This window comes from Streptomyces sp. SUK 48, assembly GCF_009650765.1.
GTDB lineage: Bacteria > Actinomycetota > Actinomycetes > Streptomycetales > Streptomycetaceae > Streptomyces.
The window spans coordinates 4130367-4152167 of sequence record NZ_CP045740.1 but is presented as its reverse complement, the minus strand read 5'-3'; the positions used below and the strand labels follow the sequence as shown (position 1 = coordinate 4152167).

21 protein-coding genes are annotated in these 21801 nt (G+C 73.7%); 13 read left to right on the top strand and 8 right to left on the bottom strand.

All coding sequences use genetic code 11. The features are described from left to right. Window positions 1-94: 94 nt before the first annotated feature. Together GHR20_RS17925 and GHR20_RS17920 are read left to right on the top strand one after the other, a co-directional pair. A complete protein-coding gene (locus tag GHR20_RS17925) occupies window positions 95-907 on the top strand; it encodes a hypothetical protein (RefSeq protein ID WP_153813746.1) in 813 nt (270 codons plus the stop codon). Between the two features lie 79 nt (window positions 908-986). Beyond that, window positions 987-1316 (top strand): rhodanese-like domain-containing protein, encoded by a 330-nt coding sequence (locus GHR20_RS17920; protein WP_111583313.1) that lies wholly within the window; start codon window positions 987-989, stop codon window positions 1314-1316. A 125-nt stretch (window positions 1317-1441) separates the two neighbouring features. On the opposite strand, the gene GHR20_RS17915 is transcribed toward GHR20_RS17920, so the two are convergent. The 6 genes from GHR20_RS17915 to paaA form a co-directional block, all read right to left on the bottom strand. Continuing rightward, window positions 1442-2584, bottom strand: coding sequence for an acyl-CoA dehydrogenase family protein (locus GHR20_RS17915; protein ID WP_153813745.1), 1143 nt, complete (start codon window positions 2582-2584; stop codon window positions 1442-1444). 77 nt (window positions 2585-2661) lie between these two features. Further along, window positions 2662-3726 (bottom strand): 2Fe-2S iron-sulfur cluster-binding protein, encoded by a 1065-nt coding sequence (locus GHR20_RS17910; RefSeq protein ID WP_153813744.1) that lies wholly within the window; start codon window positions 3724-3726, stop codon window positions 2662-2664. Next, complete coding sequence (gene paaD / locus GHR20_RS17905; RefSeq protein WP_153813743.1) at window positions 3726-4262, bottom strand: 1,2-phenylacetyl-CoA epoxidase subunit PaaD; 537 nt, start codon at window positions 4260-4262, stop codon at window positions 3726-3728. Before paaD ends, GHR20_RS17910 begins: the two co-directional genes overlap by 1 nt. Beyond that, on the bottom strand, window positions 4256-4987 hold the full coding sequence (gene paaC / locus GHR20_RS17900; protein ID WP_153813742.1) for a 1,2-phenylacetyl-CoA epoxidase subunit PaaC: 732 nt from the start codon (window positions 4985-4987) through the stop codon (window positions 4256-4258). Before paaC ends, paaD begins: the two co-directional genes overlap by 7 nt. Then, window positions 4984-5271, bottom strand: coding sequence for a 1,2-phenylacetyl-CoA epoxidase subunit PaaB (gene paaB / locus GHR20_RS17895; RefSeq protein ID WP_014673816.1), 288 nt, complete (start codon window positions 5269-5271; stop codon window positions 4984-4986). The genes paaC and paaB overlap by 4 nt, the downstream gene beginning before the upstream one ends. Continuing rightward, entirely contained in the window at window positions 5268-6302 is a 1035-nt protein-coding gene (gene paaA, locus GHR20_RS17890) for a 1,2-phenylacetyl-CoA epoxidase subunit PaaA (RefSeq protein WP_148024293.1), read from the bottom strand. Before paaA ends, paaB begins: the two co-directional genes overlap by 4 nt. A gap of 731 nt (window positions 6303-7033) precedes the next feature. Here paaA and GHR20_RS17885 point away from each other — a divergent pair. The 3 genes from GHR20_RS17885 to GHR20_RS17875 are packed head-to-tail and all read left to right on the top strand — an operon-like array spanning window position 7034 to window position 9914. Next, entirely contained in the window at window positions 7034-7969 is a 936-nt protein-coding gene (locus tag GHR20_RS17885) for a DUF5819 family protein (RefSeq protein WP_243878063.1), read from the top strand. Further along, a complete protein-coding gene (locus GHR20_RS17880) occupies window positions 7966-9165 on the top strand; it encodes an HTTM domain-containing protein (RefSeq protein WP_153813741.1) in 1200 nt (399 codons plus the stop codon). Before GHR20_RS17885 ends, GHR20_RS17880 begins: the two co-directional genes overlap by 4 nt. Further along, window positions 9162-9914: a TrmH family RNA methyltransferase gene (locus GHR20_RS17875; RefSeq protein WP_111583305.1), complete on the top strand. Its 753-nt coding sequence runs from the start codon at window positions 9162-9164 to the stop codon at window positions 9912-9914. The genes GHR20_RS17880 and GHR20_RS17875 overlap by 4 nt, the downstream gene beginning before the upstream one ends. Before the next feature lie 49 nt (window positions 9915-9963). On the opposite strand, the gene paaN is transcribed toward GHR20_RS17875, so the two are convergent. Continuing rightward, entirely contained in the window at window positions 9964-11658 is a 1695-nt protein-coding gene (gene paaN / locus GHR20_RS17870; protein ID WP_153813740.1) for a phenylacetic acid degradation protein PaaN, read from the bottom strand. Between the two features lie 159 nt (window positions 11659-11817). Here paaN and GHR20_RS17865 point away from each other — a divergent pair, with 159 nt between their 5' ends. Together GHR20_RS17865 and GHR20_RS17860 are read left to right on the top strand one after the other, a co-directional pair. Then, window positions 11818-13332: a 3-hydroxyacyl-CoA dehydrogenase gene (locus tag GHR20_RS17865; protein WP_153813739.1), complete on the top strand. Its 1515-nt coding sequence runs from the start codon at window positions 11818-11820 to the stop codon at window positions 13330-13332. Then, entirely contained in the window at window positions 13329-13919 is a 591-nt protein-coding gene (locus GHR20_RS17860; RefSeq protein ID WP_111583302.1) for a TetR/AcrR family transcriptional regulator, read from the top strand. Before GHR20_RS17865 ends, GHR20_RS17860 begins: the two co-directional genes overlap by 4 nt. Window positions 13920-13998: 79 nt before the next feature. Here GHR20_RS17860 and GHR20_RS17855 read toward each other — a convergent pair whose 3' ends face one another. Next, window positions 13999-14496, bottom strand: coding sequence for an Lrp/AsnC family transcriptional regulator (locus GHR20_RS17855; protein WP_181516269.1), 498 nt, complete (start codon window positions 14494-14496; stop codon window positions 13999-14001). A 175-nt stretch (window positions 14497-14671) separates the two neighbouring features. On the opposite strand from GHR20_RS17855, the gene pdhA reads away from it, so the two are divergent. From pdhA to GHR20_RS17825, 6 genes are all read left to right on the top strand, one after another. Next, complete coding sequence (gene pdhA / locus GHR20_RS17850; RefSeq protein WP_153813738.1) at window positions 14672-15826, top strand: pyruvate dehydrogenase (acetyl-transferring) E1 component subunit alpha; 1155 nt, start codon at window positions 14672-14674, stop codon at window positions 15824-15826. Continuing rightward, the gene (locus GHR20_RS17845; RefSeq protein WP_111583299.1) at window positions 15823-16827 is read left to right on the top strand and encodes an alpha-ketoacid dehydrogenase subunit beta; all 1005 of its coding nucleotides are present in this window, start codon (window positions 15823-15825) and stop codon (window positions 16825-16827) included. The genes pdhA and GHR20_RS17845 overlap by 4 nt, the downstream gene beginning before the upstream one ends. Beyond that, complete coding sequence (locus GHR20_RS17840; protein ID WP_153813737.1) at window positions 16827-18248, top strand: dihydrolipoamide acetyltransferase family protein; 1422 nt, start codon at window positions 16827-16829, stop codon at window positions 18246-18248. Before GHR20_RS17845 ends, GHR20_RS17840 begins: the two co-directional genes overlap by 1 nt. Before the next feature lie 135 nt (window positions 18249-18383). Next, window positions 18384-19235: an NTP transferase domain-containing protein gene (locus tag GHR20_RS17835; RefSeq protein ID WP_243878362.1), complete on the top strand. Its 852-nt coding sequence runs from the start codon at window positions 18384-18386 to the stop codon at window positions 19233-19235. Beyond that, entirely contained in the window at window positions 19232-20632 is a 1401-nt protein-coding gene (locus GHR20_RS17830) for a molybdopterin molybdotransferase MoeA (RefSeq protein ID WP_153813735.1), read from the top strand. The genes GHR20_RS17835 and GHR20_RS17830 overlap by 4 nt, the downstream gene beginning before the upstream one ends. A gap of 128 nt (window positions 20633-20760) precedes the next feature. Continuing rightward, complete coding sequence (locus GHR20_RS17825; protein WP_111583407.1) at window positions 20761-21774, top strand: potassium channel family protein; 1014 nt, start codon at window positions 20761-20763, stop codon at window positions 21772-21774. Window positions 21775-21801 lie beyond the last annotated feature (27 nt).

The following is a 21801-nucleotide window of genomic DNA, read 5'->3' as shown; positions in this document are numbered from 1 at the left end:
CGCCACCAGCGCACTTCCCCACCGACCCGCACCGATCCGGACGGCCCCCCTCCGCCCCCGCCCCGCGCCGAGCGCAGCGGCTACGCTGGGGCGGGTGACCACCCCGGAAGCCGAACAGCCCCAGGCCCCCCGCCCCGAGGCGCGGCTCGAACAGGCCGTACGGGCCGCCGAGCAGGCGTTGATCGAATACGAGATCGCCGTGGAGACCTTCCGCGTCGAGGTCGAGAACTTCTCCCGGCTGCACGAACAGCGACTCGGTCCGCTCTATCTGCGCCTGGAGGAACTGGACGCCGAGATCGCCGAGGCGACGGCCGCCCGCACCGGTGACCCGGAGGACGTGCGCCGCGCCCAGGAGGCCCGCGCCAACGTCCTGCCGCTCGCCGGCGTCGAGGAGCTGATGCACGGCTGGATGGACGGCCAGGGCCTCTACCCCGAGGCCGCCGCCATGCTCACCGACCAGGCGGTACGTCCCCCGGAGCGGGTACGGCCCAGCGAGGAGGCCCGCAAGCTCTACCGCGACCTCGCCCGCAAGGCCCACCCCGACCTGGCGCAGGAGGAGGACGAGCGCACCCGGCGCGAGGAGTTCCTCACCCGCGTCAACGCCGCCTACGCCCGCGGTGACGAGGCCCTGCTGAAGGAACTGGCCGAGGAGTGGGCCGCCGGACCGGTGCCGCCCGAGCGGCGCCCGAGCCCCGCCGAGGAGCTGTACGCCCGCCTCGAATGGCTCTCCCAGCGCAAGGAACTGCTCAACCTGGTCGCCCGCGAACTGGAGGACGGCGCCATCGCCGGCATGCTCCGCCTCGCCCCCGACGACCCGGACGCGCTGCTGGAGGAGATCGCCGGCAAGCTCCGCGCCGACATCACCCGGCGCGAGGAGGAGCTGGCGGCCCTGCTGGCGCAGGACTGAGCAGGACTGGGCAGAAATGAGCAGGACCGGGCCGGGCCCGCGGTCGGGTAGCGTCGGAGCCATGAATTTTGGAGCTGGTGTGCCCACCGTCGGTGTCACGGACCTCAAGGACGACGCTTTCCTGCTGGACGTCCGCGAGGACGACGAGTGGCAGGCGGGCCACGCCGAGGGAGCGCTGCACATCCCGACCAGTGAGTTCGTGGCCCGTTACGGCGAGCTGACCGAGGCCGCCCCGCAGGACGGCCGCGTCCATGTGATCTGCCGCTCCGGCGGCCGGTCCGCCCAGGTCACCATGTATCTGGTGCAGCAGGGCATCGACGCGGTCAACATCGACGGCGGCATGCAGTCCTGGGCCGCCGCGGGCCGCCCGGTCACCACCGACGACGGCCGCCCGGGCCACGTGATCTAGAGCCTCTCGTTCGGATCATGCCGGGCGCGCGGGTCCTGGCACCGCGCCTCGCGGCACCGGACCCCGCTCCCTGATCCGGCCTGGTCCAGACGAAAGACCCTGGCTTCTCCGGCGGCCACCGGCGGTCAGCCCAGCGGGTGCGCCGCCAGCAGGTCGCCGAGCCGCTCCTCGTACGCCGCCGCCGGACCGAGCGCCAGTTCCAGGTGCTTGGCCCAGGCGTGGTAGCGGTGCAGGGGGTAGTCGGTGTCCGCGCCGAAGCCGCCGTGCAGATGCTGCGCCGTCTGCACCACCCGGCGCACGCCCTCCGCCGCCCAGATCTTCGCCACCGCGACATCCCCGGCGGCGGGCAGCGCCCCCGGCGCCCCGGAGGCGATCCGCCACGCGGCCTGCCACAGGGTGGCCGCCATGGCCCGCAGATCGATGTACCGGTCGGCGACCTGCACGGCCACCGCCTGGAAGGTCGCGATCGGATGCCCGAACTGCTCGCGCCTGCCGGTGTATTCACCGGTCATCTCCAGCACCCGCTCACCCAGCCCGAGCGCCTGCGCGCAGGTGCCGGTGGCGAGCAGCGCGTGCAGCCACTCCCAGGCGCCCTCGGTCTCGATGACCTCGCCCGCATCGAGGCGCGCCCCCGCCAGCCGCAGCTCGGCCAGCCGCTCCCCGCTGGTGGACACCTGCTCGACGAGCAGCACCCCGTCCAGCCCCCGGGGCAGCAGCGCGAGCACGCTCCCCCCGGCCGCCGCGCCCTCGAGGTGCGCCGGTACGACGACGAGGTCCGCGTCGTACGCCCACGGCACCGCCGTCTGCACCCCGTCCAGCACCCAACCCGGGCCCTCACGGCGCGCGGTGACGGCGAGTTCGGCCGGGTCATGGCCGCTGCGGCCGCTCGCGGCGACGGTCAGCACCAGCTCCCCGCGCCCGGCACGCTCCAGCAGTCGCTCCCCCGACTCCTTGCTCCCGTAGGCCCCTACGACCGCCGCCGCCGCGCTGTGCTCCAGCAGCGGAACCCGCGCGAGGACCTTCGCCGACTCCCGCAGCACCAGGCACAGGGCGATCGCGTCCAGGCCCGCCCCGCCGTACGCCTCGTCGAGCAGCAGGCTCAGCAGATCCGCGCCGGCCAGCCGGGACCACAGCTCCCGGTCGAGGCCCTCGGCGACGGCGCCCGGGGTCAGCGCCGGGCTGGGCACCGCGTCCGGCGCGACACCGGCGAACACCCCCCGCGCCGCCTCGGCCGCCGCCTGCTGCTCCTCGGTGAAGGTGAAGTCCACGGCCTGTCCCTCCGACGGTGCGGCGTCATCTGACGGGCCGTCAAGATAGAACAGGTTCTAGAAGAAGGGAACCTCCCTCAGCGGTCGAAGTCCAGCTCCACCTGTTCGGTCAGCGGATGGGACTGGCAGGCCAGTACGTACCCGGCGTCCGTCTCCTCCTCTTCCAGGGCGAAGTTGCGGTCCATGCTGACCTCGCCGGAGACCAGGAAGGCCCGGCAGGTGCCGCAGACGCCGCCCTTGCAGGCGTAGGGCGCGTCGGGGCGGTTGCGCAGCACGGTCTCCAGCAGGGACTCGCCTTCCCGCACCGGCCAGGTGCCGCCGCGTCCGTCGAGGCGGGCGGTGACGGTGCTGTGCGCGGCCCCGGGCACGCTGCCCGCCGCGGTCGGACCCGCGTCCACGTGGAAGATCTCCTGGTGGATCCGGGCGCGGTCCACGCCCAGCTCGCGCAGCGCCCCCTCGGCGCCCTGCACCAGCCCGTAGGGCCCGCACAGGAACCATCCCGCCACCCGCCCGGGCGGCAGCAGCGCGGGCAGCAGCGCGGTGAGGCGCCCCTGGTCGAGCCGGCCGGACGGCAGGCCCGCCTGCTGCTCCTCCCGGGAGAGCACGGTCACCAGCTGAAGCCGTTCCGGATAGCGGTCCTTCAGGTCGGCGACCTCTTCCAGGAACATCGTGGACGCGGCCGTGCGGTCGCCCCGTATGAGGCAGAACCGGGCCGCCGGCTCCCGCGCCAGCAGGGTGGAGACGATGGACAGCACCGGGGTGATGCCGCTGCCGCCGACGATCGCCGCGTACAGCCCCGGCGCCGGGTCCAGGGTGAAGCGGCCGGCCGGGGTCATGACCTCCAGCTCGTCCCCGACGTTGATCTCCTTCAGCGCGTAGGTGGAGAAGGCGCCGCCCTCCACGAGGCGCACCCCCACCCGCAGGCTGCTCGGGCCCTCGCCGTCCGGGGCGGGGGCGGGGGAGCAGATCGAGTAGGTCCGCCGCACCTCCGTGCCGTCCACCCGGCGGCGCACCGCGAGGTGCTGGCCGGGCGCGTGCCGGTACTCCGCGCGCAGCTCGGCGGGGACGGCGAGGGTGAGGGCGACGGAGTCGTCGGTGAGCCGGTCGACCGCGGCCACCTGGAGCGGGTGGAAGCGCGCCATCACAACTCCTTGAAGTGGTCGAACGGTTCGCGGCAGGACAGACAGCGGCGCAGCGCCTTGCACGCGGTGGAGGAGAACCTGCTCAGCAGCTCGGTGTCGGCCGAGCCGCAGTGCGGGCAGTCGACCGGCTCGGCCTCGGCGGTGCCGCCGGTCCCGGTGCGGGTCGGGCCGAGGGCCAGCGGTACCGGACCGGGGGTCCCGAGCGTCCTCGGGGGAGCTATGCCGAACTCCCGCAGTTTGCGGCGGCCTTCGGGGGTGATGTCGTCGGTCGACCAGGCGGGCGAGAGCACCGTACGCACCGAGACCTCGCGCAGGCCGTGCTCCCGCAGGACCCGTTCGATGTCGAGGGACATCGCCTCGATGGCGGGGCAGCCGGTGTAGGTGGGGGTCAGATCGACCTCGGCGGCATCGGTGCCGCGCAGGCGCAGCGCGCGCACCACGCCCAGTTCGTGGAGCGTGAGCACCGGAAGCTCGGGGTCGGGGACCGAACCCGCCAGCTCCAGCAGCTCCGCCTCCAGGGCGGTGGCGGTCACCACGACGCCCCCGGATGACTGCGGTGCAGATGCTGCATCTCGGCGAGCATCCGTCCGAAGGACTCGGTGTGCACGCCCTGGCGCCCGGCGCCCGCCGACCAGGCCCCGGTGCGGGGCCCCTCCGGGACGGTCAGGGTGGCCCGGCCGAGTACCTGGGTGACCGACTCCAGCCAGCGGGACTCCAGGACTGCCCGGTCGACGTCCAGCCCCTCCACGGGCTGGAACATCTCCCCGGTGAACCGCCACAGCGCGTCGCAGGCGCGCCGCATCCGCTCATGGCTGGTCTCGGTGCCGTCGCCGAGGCGCAGCGTCCACTGCTCGGCGTGGTCGCGGTGGTAGGCGACCTCCTTGACCGCCTTCGCGGCCAGCGGGGCGAACGGGCCGTCGCCCGAGGCGAGTTCGGCGTGCAGCAGGTGCTGGTAGGTGGAGAAGTACAGCTGCCGGGCGATGGTGTGGGCGAAGTCGCCGTTCGGCTGCTCGACCAGCTGGAGGTTGCGGAAGGACCGCTCCTCGCGCAGGAAGGCCAGTTCGTCCTCGTCGCCCGCCAGGGACAGCAGCACCCGGGCCTGGCCGAGCAGGTCGAGGGCGATGTTGGCGAGGGCGACCTCCTCCTCCAGGACGGGGGCGTGCCCGGCCCACTCCCCCAGGCGGTGGGAGAGCACCAGGGCGTCGTCGCCGAGCGCGAGCGCGGCGGTCACCGGGACGGTGGCGGGGCCGGTGGCGGTCACAGGTGCTTCACCCCTTCCGGGATCTCGTAGAAGGTCGGGTGCCGGTACGGCTTGTCGGCGGCCGGCTCGAAGAAGGGGTCCTTCTCGTCCGGCGAGGACGCGGTGATCGCGGCGGCCGGGACGACCCAGATGGAGACGCCCTCGCCGCGGCGGGTGTACAGATCGCGGGCATTGCGCAGCGCCAGCTCGGCGTCCGGCGCGTGCAGGCTGCCGGCGTGGGTGTGGGACAGGCCGCGGCGCGAGCGCACGAAGACCTCCCACAGGGGCCAGTCGGTGGTGCTCATGCTCGCTCCGCTCCCGTCGTCCGGTGTCCGGCGGCTCCGGTGCCGCCGCTGTGCTTGGCCGCGTGGGCGGCGGCCGCTTCCCGTACCCACGCGCCCTCGTCGTGGGCGCGCTTGCGCTGGGTCAGGCGCTGCTCGTTGCACGGCCCGTTGCCCTTGAGGACCTCCCAGAACTCCGTCCAGTCGATGGTGCCGAAGTCGTGCTTCCCGCGCTCCTCGTTCCACGTGAGGTCCGGGTCGGGGAGGGTGAGGCCCAGGGACTCGGCCTGGGGGACGCAGATGTCGACGAAGCGCTGGCGCAGCTCGTCGTTCGAATGGCGCTTGATCTTCCAGGCCATCGACTGGGCGGAGTGCTGGGACTCGTCGTCGGGCGGGCCGAACATCATCAGCGAGGGCCACCACCAGCGGTCCACCGCGTCCTGCGCCATCGCGTGCTGCTCCGGGGTGCCCCGGCTCAGGGCCAGCAGCAGCTCGTAGCCCTGGCGCTGGTGGAAGGACTCCTCCTTGCAGACCCGCACCATGGCGCGCGCGTACGGGCCGTAGGAGCAGCGGCACAGCGGCACCTGGTTGGTGATCGCGGCGCCGTCCACCAGCCAGCCGATCGCCCCGACGTCGGCCCAGGTCAGCGTGGGGTAATTGAAGATCGAGGAGTACTTCTGGCGGCCGCTGTGCAGCTTGTCGAGCAGTTCGTCCCGGCCGGTGCCGAGGGTTTCCGCCGCGCTGTACAGATACAGGCCGTGCCCCGCCTCGTCCTGGACCTTGGCCATCAGGATCGCCTTGCGGCGCAGGGAGGGCGCGCGGGTGATCCAGTTGGCCTCCGGCTGCATTCCGATGATCTCGGAGTGCGCGTGCTGGGCGATCTGGCGGACCAGCGTCGCGCGGTAGGCGTCGGGCATCCAGTCGCGCGGTTCGATGCGCTCGTCGGCGGCCACCGCCGCGTCGAAGGCGTCCTGGTACTGCACCTCGTCCCCGGTGGTGTTCCGGGCGCCGTCCGCCTCCGGGCGGGCCGTGCCCTGCGCGGCTGCTGTGGCCATGCGATCCCCCTGACCTCGGGCTCTGCGGCGGGAGTCTCCCGACCGATCGTTCGGTCCGTGCGTCATCAATGGTTGCCGGGCCGCCGGACAGTGTCAACCGCTGTGGAAAACTCCGCGCGCAACCTGTGGACGAGCGGTACCTGTGGACGAGCGGGGGCGGTGGGCGAGCGCGATCCGCGGGCGCGGGGATCCGGGCGGCGGTGTCTGTGGACGAAGCGTGCGGGGACGGCGGGGTCCGGGCCCCGGGGCTGCGCTCGGTGGCCGGGGCTGAGTACCGTTCCGTGCATGTGCCGCGACGGGGGCGCTCGCGTACCGCGCGGCGTCCGGGCCGGGCGGCCGTATCGAAGGGGCCGGCTGCTGGGGGCCGGCCCGGTGGGCCGACCCACGACTGAGCGGGAATTGGGGGACGGGGCGGAATGGACGCGTACGACGAGGACCCGAGGGCCGCGCGCGGCCCGGACGGGCCGGCCGGGGCGCGTCCCCCGGAGAAACCAGAGGCTCCGGAGCATCCGGGAGACCCCGAGAACTCGGAGACCCGTGGGGGTCCGGAGATCTTTGAGAGCCCGGCGGCCCCTCAGCGCCCGGAGGCTCCTGCGAGTCCGGAAATCCCTGCGAACCCGGAGGCCCCCGAGAACGCGGGGCGTTCGGAGTCCCTGAGGAACTCCGAAGACGCTCCGAACCGCCCGGACCGCCTTCCGGAGGGCGAACGCGTCGGCGGATCCGCCGAGCGGGTGGCGGATCAGGGGTCACCGGACGAGGAGCCGGGCCACGGCCCGGCGGACGAGAAGCCGACGGGCCACCAGCCGACGGGCCACGAACCGGAGAGCCAGAAGCCTCTTCGTCACGAGGCGACGGGCCACGAGCCGACGGGCCACGAGCCGGAAGGTCAAGAGCCCTCTCGTCCCGAGCTGACGGGCCAGGAGCCCCCTCGTCACGAGCCGACGGGTCAGAAGCCCCCGAGCCACCAGCCCCCGGAGCCGGCCCCGGCCCCGGCCCCCGACCCGACCTCCGGCCCGGCCCGCCGCGGTCTCGCCGCCCTCTCCCCCCGCTATCAGGCCGGCGCCGCGCTGGCGGTCGCCGTCATCGTCGTCGGCGTCGGGGTGCACCTGCTGATGGTGTTCCTCAGCCTCGCGCCGCAGAACACGGTGTCGAAGCAGCACGGCAAGGCCATCGACGCATGGGTCTTCCCGGAGTTCGAGCAGAACTGGAAGCTGTTCGCCCCCAACCCGCTCCAGCAGAACATCGCCGTGCAGGTGCGCGCCGATGTGCGGATGAAGGACGGCAGTGTGCGCACCACCGGCTGGACCGACCTGTCCGCCCAGGACGGCGCCGCCATCAAGGGCAACCCGGCGCCCAGCCACACCCAGCAGAACGAGCTGCGCCGCGCCTGGGACTTCGTCACCGCGACGCACACCGCGGACAACCGGCCCGTCGGCATGCGCGGCGCGCTGTCCGAGGAGTACCTGCGCCGGATCGCGGTGATGCGCCTGTACCGCACCGATCCGACCAGCCGGATCGGCGTCGTCCAGCGGGTGCAGATCCGCTCCTGCACCATCAATGTGCCGCCCCCCTCCTGGAGCGGTGAACAGGTGCCCGACAAACCCGTCTACCGGCTGCTGCCCTGGTGGACGGTGAGCGCCGCCGAGGCCGCCGGAGGTGTGCGGTGAACCAGCCCTCCCAGGCCCTGTCGCGCGGGCTCGCCCGGATCACCGAGGCGGCGCTCGGGCCGTACCAGAGCGCCGTGATCCGGATCGGCTTCGCCGGCACCTGGCTGTTCTTCCTGCTGCGCGAGTTCTCCCACCGCCAGGAGCTGTACGGCCCCGACGGTCCCTGGGACTGGAACATGGGCCGGCGGCTGACCCTGGACAACCACGCCTTCACGGCCCTCATGTGGTCGAGCGGGCAGCTGTGGTTCGAGTGCTTCTACGTGCTCGCGATCCTCGCCAGTGCCGCGCTGCTGCTCGGCTGGCGCACCCGTACGGCGTCCGTGCTGTTCATGGTGGGCGTCCTGTCGCTCCAGAACCGCAGCGTCTTCGTCGGCGACGGCGGCGACAACGTGCTGCACCTGATGGCCATCTACCTCGTGTTCACGCGCTGCGGGCAGGTGTGGTCCCTCGACGCGCGGCGCCGGGCCCGCGAACGGCGGACCTCCACCGACCCGACCGGCCTCGTGCTGTGGACGGTCCTCGGGTTCGTCCTGGTCACGATGACCGCGGCGGGCACGCTCTTCGACGCGACCTGGCTGATCCCCGCCCTGCTGTGGGCGGCGTGGGTGGGCCTCGCCCTGTGGTGGCTGGTCCAGCGCCTGGCGCGCTCGGCCGAGCCGCGCATCCTGCTGGACGTGATCGCCAACGTCCTGCACAACGGCGCCCTTGTGGTGATCATGGCCGAGGCGTGCCTGATCTACGCCACGGCCGGCTGGTACAAGATCCAGGGCTCGCGCTGGCAGGACGGCACCGCCGTCTACTACCCGCTGCACCTGGACTACTTCTCGCCCTGGCCCGGTCTCGCCGATCTGATGTCCGCCAGCGGCACCATCATGACGGTCGTGGCGTACGGCACCGTCATCGTGCAGGTCGCCTTCCCGTTCACCCTGCTCAACCGGCGGGTGAAGAACGTGCTGCTGGTGCTGCTGATCCTGGAGCACTTCGTGATCGCGATCGCGCTCGGGCTGCCGTTCTTCTCGCTGGCGATGATCACCGCCGACGCGGTCTTCCTGCCGACGTCCTTCCTGCGCCGGCTCGGCGCCCTGGCCGCCCGCGCGCGGGGACGGTTCGGCCGGGGCGGCGGCGAGGACGGTGCGGTGCCCGCGCCCCGCTCCCCAAAGGACAGCACGCCCGGCCGCGTAGGGTTCACGGCATGACCGACCCGCTGACCCGCTGGCGCGAGCACGCCTCCGGTGCCGTGCTGCTCGACGGCTTCCACGCCCTCAAGCACGCGCTGCGCTTCGGGGCCGAGGTGCCGGTGGCGGTCACCACCGACCGGCGGGCCGCGCTCGCCCTGGCCGGGGAACTGGCCGGGGACGTACGGGAGGCCCTGGACGGACTGCTCGTCGAGGTGCCCGAGCGGACGTACGCCGCGCTCGTGGCCCGCCCGCATCCGACCGGCGTCGCCGCGCTCGCCGTACGACCCGCGCGCGAGGCCGGTCTGGAGGCGCTCGCCAGGATGCCGCGCACCGCCCCCGTGGTGGTCCTCGACAACCCCCGCAACCTCGGCAACGCGGGCGCCGTGATCCGGCTGGCCGCCGGCTTCGGGGCGACCGGCGTGGTCACCACGGGCACGCTCGACCCCTGGCACCCCACGGTGGTGCGCGGCGGGGCGGGCCTGCACTTCGCGACCGCCGTGGAGCGCCTCGGCGCCGACGAACTGCCGCCGGGCCCGCTGTTCGCCCTCGATCCGGAGGGCGAGGACATCCGGGGCACCGAGCTGCCCGACGACGCCGTCCTCGCGTTCGGCTCGGAGCGCACCGGCCTCTCGGCGGAGGTACGCGCGCGGGCCGACCATCTGCTGCGGCTGCCGATGCGCCCCCAGGTCTCCAGCTACAACCTCGCCACCAGCGTGGCGATGACGCTGTACCACTGGAGCGCCGGCGCGGGCGCACCCGCCGCCTAGGCTCCGCGGCCGTCGGGAGGAGAAACCCGCTCCTCCCGACGGATTTCGCTCACTGGCCCTGGTGGCGCACCTCGACCACGCGGAAGCGGTTCGCCACGAAGGCGCCGTCGCACAGGGCCGCGTTCGCCGCCGGGTTGCCGCCCGAGCCGTGGAAGTCGGAGAAGGCGGCCGTCTGGTTCACGAACACCCCGCCCGTGAGGTTGAAGGACAGCTGGGCGGCCTCCTCCAGGCACACCTCCTCGATGGCCCGCTCCACCTCGCTGTCGGTGGTGTACGCGCCGACCGTCATCGCGCCCTTCTCGCGGACCGTGCGCCGCAGCAGCTCCACCGCGTCGGCCACCGAGTCGAGGGCGACGGCGAAGGAGACCGGGCCGAAGCACTCGCTCATGTAGGCGGCCTCGGCGTCCGGCTTGGCGCCGTCCAGCTTGACGATCACCGGGGTGCGCACCACCGCGTCCGGGAACTCCGGGTTGGTGATCTCCCGCGAGGCGAGGGCGACCTCGCCGAGGCCGGCCGCGGCCTCCAGCCGGGCCTTGACGTCGGGGTTGACGATCGCGCCCAGCAGTCCGTTGGCCCGGGCGTCGTCGCCGAGCAGGCCGTCGACCGCGCGGGCGAGGTCGGCGGTGACCTCGTCGAACGTCTTCGGGCCCTGGTCGGTGGCGATGCCCTCGCGCGGGATCAGCAGGTTCTGCGGGGTGGTGCACATCTGGCCGCTGTACAGGGACAGCGAGAACGCCAGGTTGGACAGCATGCCCTGGTAGTCGTCCGTGGAGTGCACGATCACCGTGTTGACGCCGGCCTTCTCCGTGTAGACCTGCGCCTGGCGGGCGTTGGCCTCCAGCCAGTCGCCGAAGGACGTCGAACCGGTGTAGTCGATGATCCGGATCTCCGGGCGGGTCGCGAGGGCCTTGGCGATGCCCTCGCCGGGGCGCTCGGCGGCCAGCGCGACCAGGTCGGCGGCGAAACCGGCCTCGGTGAGCACCTCACGGGCGATCCGCACGGTCAGCGCGAGCGGGAGCACCGCGCGCGGGTGCGGCTTGACCAGGACCGCGTTGCCGGTCGCCAGGGAGGCGAACAGGCCCGGGTAGCCGTTCCACGTCGGGAAGGTGTTGCAGCCGATGACCAGGCCGATGCCGCGCGGCACGGGCGTGAACTTCTTGGTGAGCACCAGCGGGTCGCGCTTGCCCTGCGGCTTGGACCACTCGGCGCCGAGGGGGGTGCGGACCTGCTCCGCGTACGCGTACGCCACCGCCTCCAGGCCGCGGTCCTGGGCGTGCGGGCCGCCCGCCTGGAACGCCATCATGAATGCCTGGCCGCTGGTGTGCATCACGGCGTGCGCGAACTCGTGCGTCCGGTCGCTGACGCGCTTGAGGATCTCCAGGCAGACCACGGCACGCACCTCGGCGCCCGCGTCCCGCCAGGCCGGCTGCCCGGCCTTCATCGCGGGCAGCAGCACGTCCAGGTCCGCGTGCGGGTAGCTCACGTCCAGCTCGATGCCGTACGGCGAGATCTCACCGCCGACCCAGTCGTCCGTGCCCGCCTGGCCGAGGTCGAGGCGGGTGCCGAGCAGGGCGTCGAAGGCGGCCTTGCCGGCGGCCGCGTCCAGGCTGCCGTGCTCGCCGTACGCCTTGGGGTGCTCGGGGTGCGGGGACCAGTACGCGCGGGTGCGGATCGCTTCCAGGGCCTGATCGAGAGTGGGCCGGTGCTTCGCGATCAGCTCGGGGGCGGTCAGTTCGGCGGCCATGCGGGACCAACTCCTCGTCTGGAGAACTCGCCTTCGAGTTCAGGACCTGGCGGAAAGAGCAGCGGGATGGGACGGTCAGGGCTAGAGTAACCGAACGATCGGTCGGTTCAAGGGGGTCCGCCGCATCTGTGGAAAACCCCGTGCGGGAGGATCGCGCACATGACAGCACTCGACCTCAGCAGCCCCGTGGCAGTCGTCGGCACCGGCACCATGGGCCAGGGCATCGCCCAGGTCGCACTGGTCGCCGGCCACCCGGTGCGGCTCTACGACACCGCACCCGGGCGGGCCCGGGAGGCGGCCGCGGCGATCGGCGCGCGCCTGGACCGGCTGGTGGAGAAGGGCCGGCTCGACGCCGCCGCCCGGGACGCGGCCCGCGCCCGTCTCGAACCGGCCCAGGCGCTCGCGGAGCTGGCCGACTGCGGCCTCGTCGTGGAGGCCGTGCTGGAGCGGCTGGACGTCAAGCAGCAGCTCTTCGCCGAGCTGGAGGACGTCGTCGGCGAGGACTGCCTGCTCGCCACCAACACCTCCTCGCTGTCGGTGACGGCGATCGGCGGCGCCCTGCGCCATCCGGGCCGCTTCCTCGGCCTGCACTTCTTCAACCCCGCGCCGCTGCTGCCGCTGGTCGAGGTGGTCTCCGGCTTCGCCACCGACGTCACCTCCGCGACCCGGGCGTACGAGACCGCCCGCGTCTGGGGCAAGACCCCGGTGGCCTGCGCGGACACCCCCGGCTTCATCGTCAACCGGATCGCCCGGCCCTTCTACGCCGAGGCGTTCGCCGTCTACGAGGCCCAGGGCGCGGACCCGGCCACCATCGACGCGATCCTGCGCGAGTCGGGCGGCTTCCGCATGGGCGCGTTCGAACTCACCGACCTGATCGGCCAGGACGTCAACGAGGCGGTGACGCACTCGGTGTGGCAGTCCTTCTTCCAGGACGTGCGCTTCACGCCCTCGCTGGCCCAGCGCCGCCTGGTGGAGTCCGGCCGCCTGGGCCGCAAGGCCGGTCACGGCTGGTACGAGCACGGGGAGGGCGCCGAGACGCCCGAGCCGCACACCGCCGACAAGGAGCGGCCGCCCGCCTACGTGCTCGTCGACGGCGACCTCGGCCCCGCCGCCGCACTGCTCCCGCTGATCCGCGAGGCGGGCATCCAGGTCCGCACGGAGGACGGCGACGAGGACGGCCACCTGGAGCTGCCCGGCGGCGGCCAGCTGGTCCTCGCCGACGGCCAGACCTCGGTGGAGTTCCGCGACGTCGTCTACTTCGATCTCGCCCTCGACTACCGCAAGGCCACCCGTATCGCCCTGTCCGCCTCCCAGGACACCGCGCAGGCGACCCTCGCCGAGGCCATCGGCCTGTTCCAGGCGCTCGGCAAGGACGTCAGCGTCATCGGCGACGTCCCCGGCATGATCGTGGCGCGCACGGTGGCCCGGATCATCGACCTCGCCCATGACGCGGTCGCCAAGGGCGTCGCCACCGAGGAGGACGTCGACACCGCGATGCGCCTCGGCGTCAGCTACCCGCTCGGCCCCTTCGAGTGGGACCGCAGGCTGGGCGACGAGTTCGCCTACGACGTCCTGGACGCGATGCACGAGCGCGACCCCTCCGGACGCTACGCGCCCTCCCTCGCGCTCTACCGCCACGCCTACGCCGACGAGAAGCGGGAGGGCACCTCATGACCACGCCCCGGCGCGACACGTACACCCCCGAGACGCTGCTCTCCGTCGCCGTCCAGGTCTTCAACCAGCGCGGTTACGACGGGACCTCCATGGAGCACCTGTCCAAGGCGGCCGGCATCTCCAAGTCGTCGATCTACCACCACGTCAGCGGCAAGGAGGAGCTCCTGAAGCGGGCCGTCAGCCGCGCCCTGGACGGCCTTTTCGCCACCCTGGAGGAGCCGGCGGCACGCGAGGGGCGGCCCGTGGAGCGCCTGGAGCACGTCGTACGGCGCATGGTCGAGGTGCTCATAGCCGAGCTGCCCTACGTGACCCTGCTGCTGCGGGTGCGCGGGAACACCGCCACCGAGCGCTGGGCGCTGGACCGCCGCCGCGACTTCGACCACCGGGTCGCCGAGCTGCTCAAGGCGGCCGCCGCCGACGGGGACGTACGCCCCGACGTGGAGGTGCGGCTGGCCACCCGGCTGGTCTTCGGCATGATCAACTCCATCGTGGAGTGGTACCGGCCGGAGGCCCGCGGCGCCTCGGGCCGCGAGGTGGCCGACGCGGTCGTCCAGCTGGTCTTCTCCGGACTGCGCCGGGCCGCCTGACGTTCCGGTGATCTGACGAAAACGGCCGCCTGTTCAGAAAATCCGGAACAGGCGGCCTAGGCGTCCAATCCGGAACGGCCTAGGCGTCCGGTTCCAGGTCCTCCTCCTCGAACACCAGCAGCGTGCGGGTGCTCAGCACCTCCGGGATCGCCTGGAGCCGGGTGAGCACCAGCTCCCGCAGCGCCCGGTTGTCGGGCGTGTGCACCAGCAGCAGGACGTCGAAGTCGCCGCCCACCAGCGCGATGTGCGAGGCGCCGGGCAGCTGGCGCAGCTGCTCGCGGACCGTGCGCCAGGTGTTCTGGACGATCTTCAGCGTGATGTACGCCGAGGTGCTGTGCCCGGCCCGCTCGTGGTCCACGCGGGCGCCGAAGCCCCGGATCACCCCGTCCTCGACCAGCCGGTTGATGCGCGCGTAGGCGTTGGCCCGCGAGACGTGGACGCGTTCGGCGACCGACCGTATCGAGGCGCGGCCGTCGGCCTGGAGGATGCGCAGGATGTCCTGATCGATGGCGTCCAGTGGCCGCGCCGGCGGTGGCAGCGCCTCCTGCGCCGGCTCGGCCATTTGTTCAGGTGCCATGTCCCCCCGCTTCATCGCCGTGGACGTCCTGCGTTCATTGCAGGCTGTGGAGAACCGTTTGTCCACAGCCTGGAGGTGCCTGTAGCCAAAATGTGCCGGCGACCGAACAATCGGTAGGTGAGGCGGGTCACAGCCGACCCGTCTCCCGTAGCCGCTCCCACGAGGAGGTGCCGTCATGACGGTTCTGGAGCAGCGGGGTGCGTACCGGCCATCGCCGCCGCCCGCCTGGCAGCCCCGTATGGACCCCGCGCCGCTGCTGCCCGACGCCGAGCCGTACCGCGTCCTCGGCACCGAGGCGGCCGCCCAGGCCGATCCCGGTCTGCTCCGCAGGCTCCACGCCCAGCTGGTGCGCGGCCGCCGCTACAACACGCAGGCCACCGCGCTCACCAAGCAGGGCCGCCTCGCCGTCTACCCCTCCAGCACCGGTCAGGAGGCATGCGAGGTCGCCGCCGCCCTGGCCCTCGAAGAGCGCGACTGGCTCTTCCCGAGCTACCGCGACACCCTGGCCGTCGTCGCCCGCGGGGTGGACCCGGTCGAGGCCCTCACCCTGCTGCGCGGCGACTGGCACACCGGCTACGACCCGTACGCGCACCGGGTCGCCCCCCTCTCCACCCCGCTGGCCACCCAGCTGCCGCACGCCGTCGGCCTCGCCCACGCCGCCCGCCTCAAGGGCGACGACGTGGTCGCGCTCGCCATGGTCGGCGACGGCGGCACCAGCGAGGGCGACTTCCACGAGGCACTGAACTTCGCCGCCGTCTGGCAGGCACCCGTCGTCTTCCTGGTGCAGAACAACGGCTTCGCCATCTCCGTCCCGCTGGCCAAGCAGACCGCCGCGCCCTCCCTGGCCCACAAGGCCGTCGGCTACGGCATGCCGGGCCGCCTGGTCGACGGCAATGACGCGGCCGCGGTGCACGAGGTGCTCACCGACGCCGTACGGCACGCCCGCGCGGGCGGCGGACCGACGCTGATCGAGGCGGTCACCTACCGCATCGAGGCTCACACCAACGCCGACGACGCCACCCGCTACCGGGGCGACGCCGAGGTCGAGGCATGGCGCGCGCACGACCCGGTGCGCCTGCTGGAGACCGAGCTGACCGAGCGCGGCCTGATCGACGCGGCCGGCCTGGAGGCCGTACGGGAGGACGCCGAGGCGATGGCCGCCGATCTGCGGGAACGCATGAACCAGGACCCCGGGCTCGACCCGATGGACCTCTTCGACCACGTCTACGCCGAGACCACCTCCCAACTGCGCGAACAGCGGGACCTGCTGCGGGCCGAGCTGGCGGCCGAGCAGGACGGCCCCGACCAGCAGGAAGGCGACCGCCGATGACCACCGTGGCCGTCAAGCCCGCCACCATGGCCCAGGCCCTCACCCGCGCGATGCGCGACGCGATGGCCGCCGACCCCACCGTGCACGTGCTCGGTGAGGACGTCGGCACCCTCGGCGGTGTCTTCCGTGTCACCGACGGACTCGCCAAGGAGTTCGGCGAGGACCGCTGCACCGACACCCCGCTCGCGGAGGCCGGCATCCTCGGCGCCGCCGTCGGCATGGCCATGTACGGCCTGCGCCCGGTGGTGGAGATGCAGTTCGACGCCTTCGCCTACCCCGCGTTCGAGCAACTGGTCAGCCATGTCTCCCGGATGCGCAACCGCACCCGCGGCCGGATGCCCCTGCCGATCACCGTCCGCATCCCCTACGGCGGCGGCATCGGCGGCGTCGAGCACCACAGCGACTCCTCCGAGGCGTACTACATGGCCACCCCCGGCCTGCACGTGGTCACGCCCGCGACCGTCGCCGACGCCTACGGACTGCTGCGCCGCGCCATCGCCTCCGACGACCCGGTCGTCTTCCTGGAGCCCAAGCGGCTCTACTGGTCCAAGGACACCTGGAACCCCGAGGAGCCGGCCGAGGTCGAGCCGATCGGGCGCGCGGTGGTCCGGCGCACCGGCCGCAGCGCCACGCTGATCACCTACGGCCCCTCCGTGCCCGTCTGCATGGAGGCCGCCGAGGCCGCGCGGGCCGAGGGCTGGGACCTGGAGGTCGTCGACCTGCGCTCCCTGGTGCCGTTCGACGACGCGACGGTCTGCGCCTCCGTGCGGCGCACCGGACGCGCGGTCGTGGTGCACGAGTCCACCGGGTTCGGCGGGCCGGGCGGCGAGATCGCGGCCCGCGTCACCGAGCGCTGCTTCCACCACCTGGAGGCCCCTGTGCTGCGCGTCGCCGGGTTCGACCTCCCCTACCCGCCGCCCATGCTGGAGCGGCACCATCTGCCCGGTGTGGACCGCGTCCTGGACGCCGTGGCCCGGCTCCAGTGGGAGGCCGAGGGCTGATGGCACAGGTACTGGAGTTCAAGCTGCCCGACCTCGGCGAGGGGCTGACCGAGGCGGAGATCGTGCGCTGGCTGGTCCAGGTCGGTGACGTGGTCGCCGTCGATCAGCCGGTGGTCGAGGTCGAGACGGCCAAGGCGTCGGTGGAGGTCCCCTGCCCCTACGGCGGCGTGGTCACCGCCCGCTACGGCGACGAGGGCACCGAACTCCCGGTCGGCGCCCCGCTCCTGACGGTCGCCGTCGGCGAACCGGACGCGGAGTCCACGGCCGGTTCGGGCAATGTCCTGGTCGGTTACGGCACGTCCGAGGCGCCGGGCCGACGCCGGCGGGTGCGGCCGGTGGCCCTGACCGGCGGCGGCGCGGGCGGAAACGGTGCCACGGGCGGGAGTTTCGCGGTGGACGGCGCCCAGGCCGCGGGTTCCGGTGTGGACGGCGCCCAGGCCGCCGCTGGTTCCGGTGTGAACGGCACGGCCGCCGCGCCGGCTTCGAGTCTGCCCGCCACCGCGCTGCTGTCCGACGGGCCGGTGCCCGTGATCTCCCCGCTGGTGCGCAGACTCGCCCGCGAGGGCGGACTGGACCTGCGGAGGCTGGCGGGCTCCGGACCGGAGGGGCTGATCCTGCGCGCCGACGTGGAGCGCGCCCTGCGCACCGGAGCGGACCGGGAGAGCGGTCGTACGGCCGAGGTTCCTGTCCCGGCCGCGTTCGTCCGGGCCGCTGCCTCGGCCTCGGCCTCGGGCGAGGTGCGTGTTCCGCTCAAGGGCATCCGCGGTGCCGTCGCCGACAAGCTGTCCCGCAGCCGCCGGGAGATCCCGGACGCCACCTGCTGGGTGGACGCCGACGCGACGGAACTGATGCGCGCCCGCACCGCGATGAACGCGGCGTCCGGTGCGAAGATCTCCCTCGTCGCGCTGCTCGCCCGCATCTGCACCGCGGCCCTCGCCCGGTTCCCGGAGCTGAACTCCTCGGTGGACACCGAGGCCCGCGAGATCGTCCAGCACCCGTACGTGCACCTCGGGTTCGCGGCACAGACCGAGCGCGGTCTGGTCGTGCCGGTCGTCCGGGACGCCCACACCCGCGCCGCGGAGTCGCTGACCGCCGAGTTCGCCCGGCTCACCGAGGCGGCCCGCGCCGGGACGCTGACCCCGGGGGAACTCACCGGCGGCACCTTCACGCTGAACAACTACGGCGTCTTCGGCGTCGACGGCTCCACGCCGATCGTCAACCACCCCGAGGCGGCCATGCTCGGCGTCGGCCGGATCGTCCCCAAGCCGTGGGTGCACGAGGGCGAACTGGCCGTACGCCAGGTCGTCCAGCTCTCGCTCACCTTCGACCACCGGGTCTGCGACGGCGGCACGGCGGGCGGCTTCCTGAGGTACGTGGCGGACTGCGTGGAACAGCCGGCGGTGCTGCTGCGCACCCTGTGACCCCCCGGGTTGCCGCCGGCCTCGGTTCCCTGTGACCGGCCCGGCCCGCATACTCGGGGAGTGACCGACAACGCCACCGCCGGGCCGGCGGCCGCCCGCGCGGCCGACGCGGCGCCGGGGCCGTACGACGCCGTCGTGCTGGCCGGAGGTGCCGCACGGCGGCTCGGCGGCGCCGACAAGCCCGGCGTCCGGGTCGGCGGCCGGGCGCTGCTGGACCGGGTGCTCACGGCCTGCGCGGCCGCCCGTACGACCGTCGTCGTGGCCGCGCCCCGGAGCACCGCCCGCCCGGTGCGCTGGGCGCGCGAGGAGCCGCCCGGCGCGGGACCGGTCGCCGCGCTGGCGGCCGGGCTGCGGCACACCACGGCCGAACACGCCGTCGTCCTCTCCGCCGACCTGCCCTTCCTGCGTGCGGACACGCTGCGGCGGCTGCTGACCGCCTTGGGCGAGAGCGGCGCCGACGGCGCGCTGCTCACCGACGCGGACGGCCGCGATCAGCCCCTCGTCGCCGCGTACCGCACCGCCGCGCTGCGCCGCGAACTGGCTGCCCTGGCCGCCGCGCACGACGGCCTCACCGGGCTGCCGCTGCGCCGCCTCACCGGCGCCCTCCGCCTCACCCGCGTCCCGGACCCGCACGCCTCCTTCGACTGCGACACCTGGGACGACATCGTCAACGCCAGGGCACGCATCAGGGAGCATGGGCACGTGTTGGATGAATGGATCTCCGCAGTCAAGGACGAGCTGGGCATCGACCTGGACGTCGACACGAACGTCCTGCTCGACCTGGCCCGGGACGCCGCGCACGGGGTCGCCCGGCCCGCCGCCCCGCTGACCACCTTCCTCGTCGGCTACGCCGCGGCCCGGGGCGAGGGCGGCCCCGAGGCCGTCGCCGAGGCCGCCCGCAAGGCCGCCGCGCTGGCCCTGCGCTGGGAGGAAGAGGCGGCGCGGGCCGGGGAAAGCGGGGGCCCGAGCGCCCCGGACGCCGGATGACCGCGCCCGGCCTCCGGGACGGGGCACCCGTGGAGGGCAGTGACGACCTCGATGTCGAGGAGGCCCTGGCCCTCGTGAGGGACGCCAAGGACGACGGCACCGGCACGGCCCGCGACCCGCGGTCCGCCGAGCCGCACGGCCACGCCCCGGCGGAACGGCACCGCGCCACCCCCTGGCCCCAGGCCCGCGAGACCGCCGCCCGCGCCGCCCGGGCCACCCGCGCGCCCCGGACCGCCACCACCGCGTCGGCCGCCCCCCGCCGCGCCCCCGTCTCCGTGCCCCTCGGCGACGCCCTCGGCCTCGTCCTCGCCGCGCCCCTCGACGCGCTCAGCGACCTGCCCTCCTTCGACACCTCCGCGATGGACGGCTGGGCGGTCGCCGGACCCGGGCCCTGGACCGTACGCGAGGAGGGCGTGCTCGCCGGGCACGGCCAGTCCGAGCCGCTCACCGACGGGGAGGCGGTCCGCATCGCCACCGGCGCCCGCGTCCCCGCCGACACCACCGCCGTGCTGCGCACCGAGCACGGCCGCACGGACGCCCAGGGCCGGCTGCACGCCACCCGCGAGACCGTCCACGGCCAGGACATCCGCCCGCGCGGCCAGGAGTGCCGCAACGGCGACCAGTTGCTGCCCGTCGGCACCCAGATCACCCCGGCCGTCCTCGGCCTGGCCGCCGCCGCGGGATACGACACCGTCACCGTGGTCCCCCGGCCCCGCGCCGAAGTCCTCGTCCTCGGGGACGAGTTGCTGACCGAGGGGCTGCCGCACGAGGGGCTGATCCGGGACGCGCTCGGTCCCATGCTGCCGCCCTGGCTGCGGGCGCTCGGTGCCGAGGTCGTCGCGGTGCGCCGGGTCCGCGACGACGCCAGGGCCCTGCACAAGGCGATCACCGCCTCCACGGCCGACCTGGTCGTCACCACCGGAGGCACGGCCGCCGGGCCCCTCGACCACGTCCACCCCACCCTGGAACGCATCGGCGCCGAACTCCTCGTCGACGGCGTGCAGGTGCGCCCGGGGCACCCCATGCTGCTGGCCCGCACCAGGGACGACCAGCACCTCGTCGGCCTCCCCGGCAACCCCCTCGCCGCCGTCTCCGGCCTCATCACGCTCGCCGAGCCGCTGCTGCGCACCCTCGCCGCCCGCCCCGCCCCCGAGCCGTACACGCTGCCGCTGACGGAGACCGTGCACGGGCACCCGTACGACACCCGGCTCGTCCCCGTGGTGCTGCGCGGCGACCGCGCCGTACCGCTGCACTACAACGGCCCGGCCATGCTGCGCGGCATCGCCGCCGCCGACGCGCTGGCCGTCGTACCCCCGGGCGGGGCCCGGCAGGGCGCGGAGACGGAGCTGCTGGACCTGCCCTGGACGACCGCGGGGATCGGGGTTTGTTTCACGTGAAACGTGCGGACAGCGGCACCCTCGGCACCTCCGACAGCACCCCCGGCCGCACCGGGACCCCGCGGGACGACGCCCTCACGGCGGACGAGCGCCCGGTCACCCACCAGGTGAAGCTGCCGGTGAAGGTGGTGGAACGGCCGCTCCGCCAGGTCGCCAAACGGCTGATCGTGGCGCTGCTGGTGCTGGTCCTCACCGCGCTGGTCGTCTACGCCGACCGCGCGGGCTACCGCGACAGCGCCGACGACTCCGTGGACCTGCTCGACTCGTTCTACTACGCCACCGTCACCCTCTCCACCACGGGATACGGCGACATCACCCCGGTCAGCGACAGTGCCCGGCTGACCAACATCTTCGTCATCACCCCCCTGCGCGTGCTGTTCCTGATCATCCTGGTCGGCACCACGCTGGAGGTCCTCACCGAACGCACCCGGGAGGAATGGCGGCTGAAACGCTGGAGGTCCGCCTTGCGCGAGCACACCGTCGTCGTCGGCTTCGGCACGAAGGGGCGCTCGGCGGTGCAGACCGTCTGCGCGACCGGGCTGAAGAAGGAGCAGGTGGTCGTGGTCGACCCCAGCGCCAAGGTGATCGACGCGGCGACCGCCGACGGCTACGCCGGGGTCATGGGCGACGCCACCCGCAGCGACGTGCTCAGGCGGGCCGAGGTGCACAAGGCCCGGCAGATCATCGTGGCCCCGCAGCGCGACGACACCGCCGTGCTGGTCACCCTGACCGCCCGTCAGCTCAACCGCAGCGCGAAGATCGTGGCCGCGGTGCGCGAGGAGGAGAACGCCCCGCTGCTGCGGCAGTCCGGTGCCGACGCCGTCATCACCAGCGCCAGCGCGGCCGGCCGGCTGCTCGGCCTGTCGGTCCTCAGCCCCGCCGCCGGCATGGTCATAGAGGACCTCATCCAGCAGGGCAGCGGCCTGGACCTCGTGGAGCGGCCGGTGGTGCGCGCCGAGGCCGGCAAGGGGCCGCGCGAGATCGACGACCTCGTGGTGAGCGTCGTACGCGGGCACCGGGTGCTCGGTTACGACGACCGGTCCATCGGCACCCTCCAGCTGACCGACCGGCTCATCACCATCGTGCGCGCCAGCCCCGGCACCCAGATCACCCCGCACCCGCGGCCCCTGCCCCGGGACTGAGGCGGGGCGGCGAGCGCCGCGGCCGAC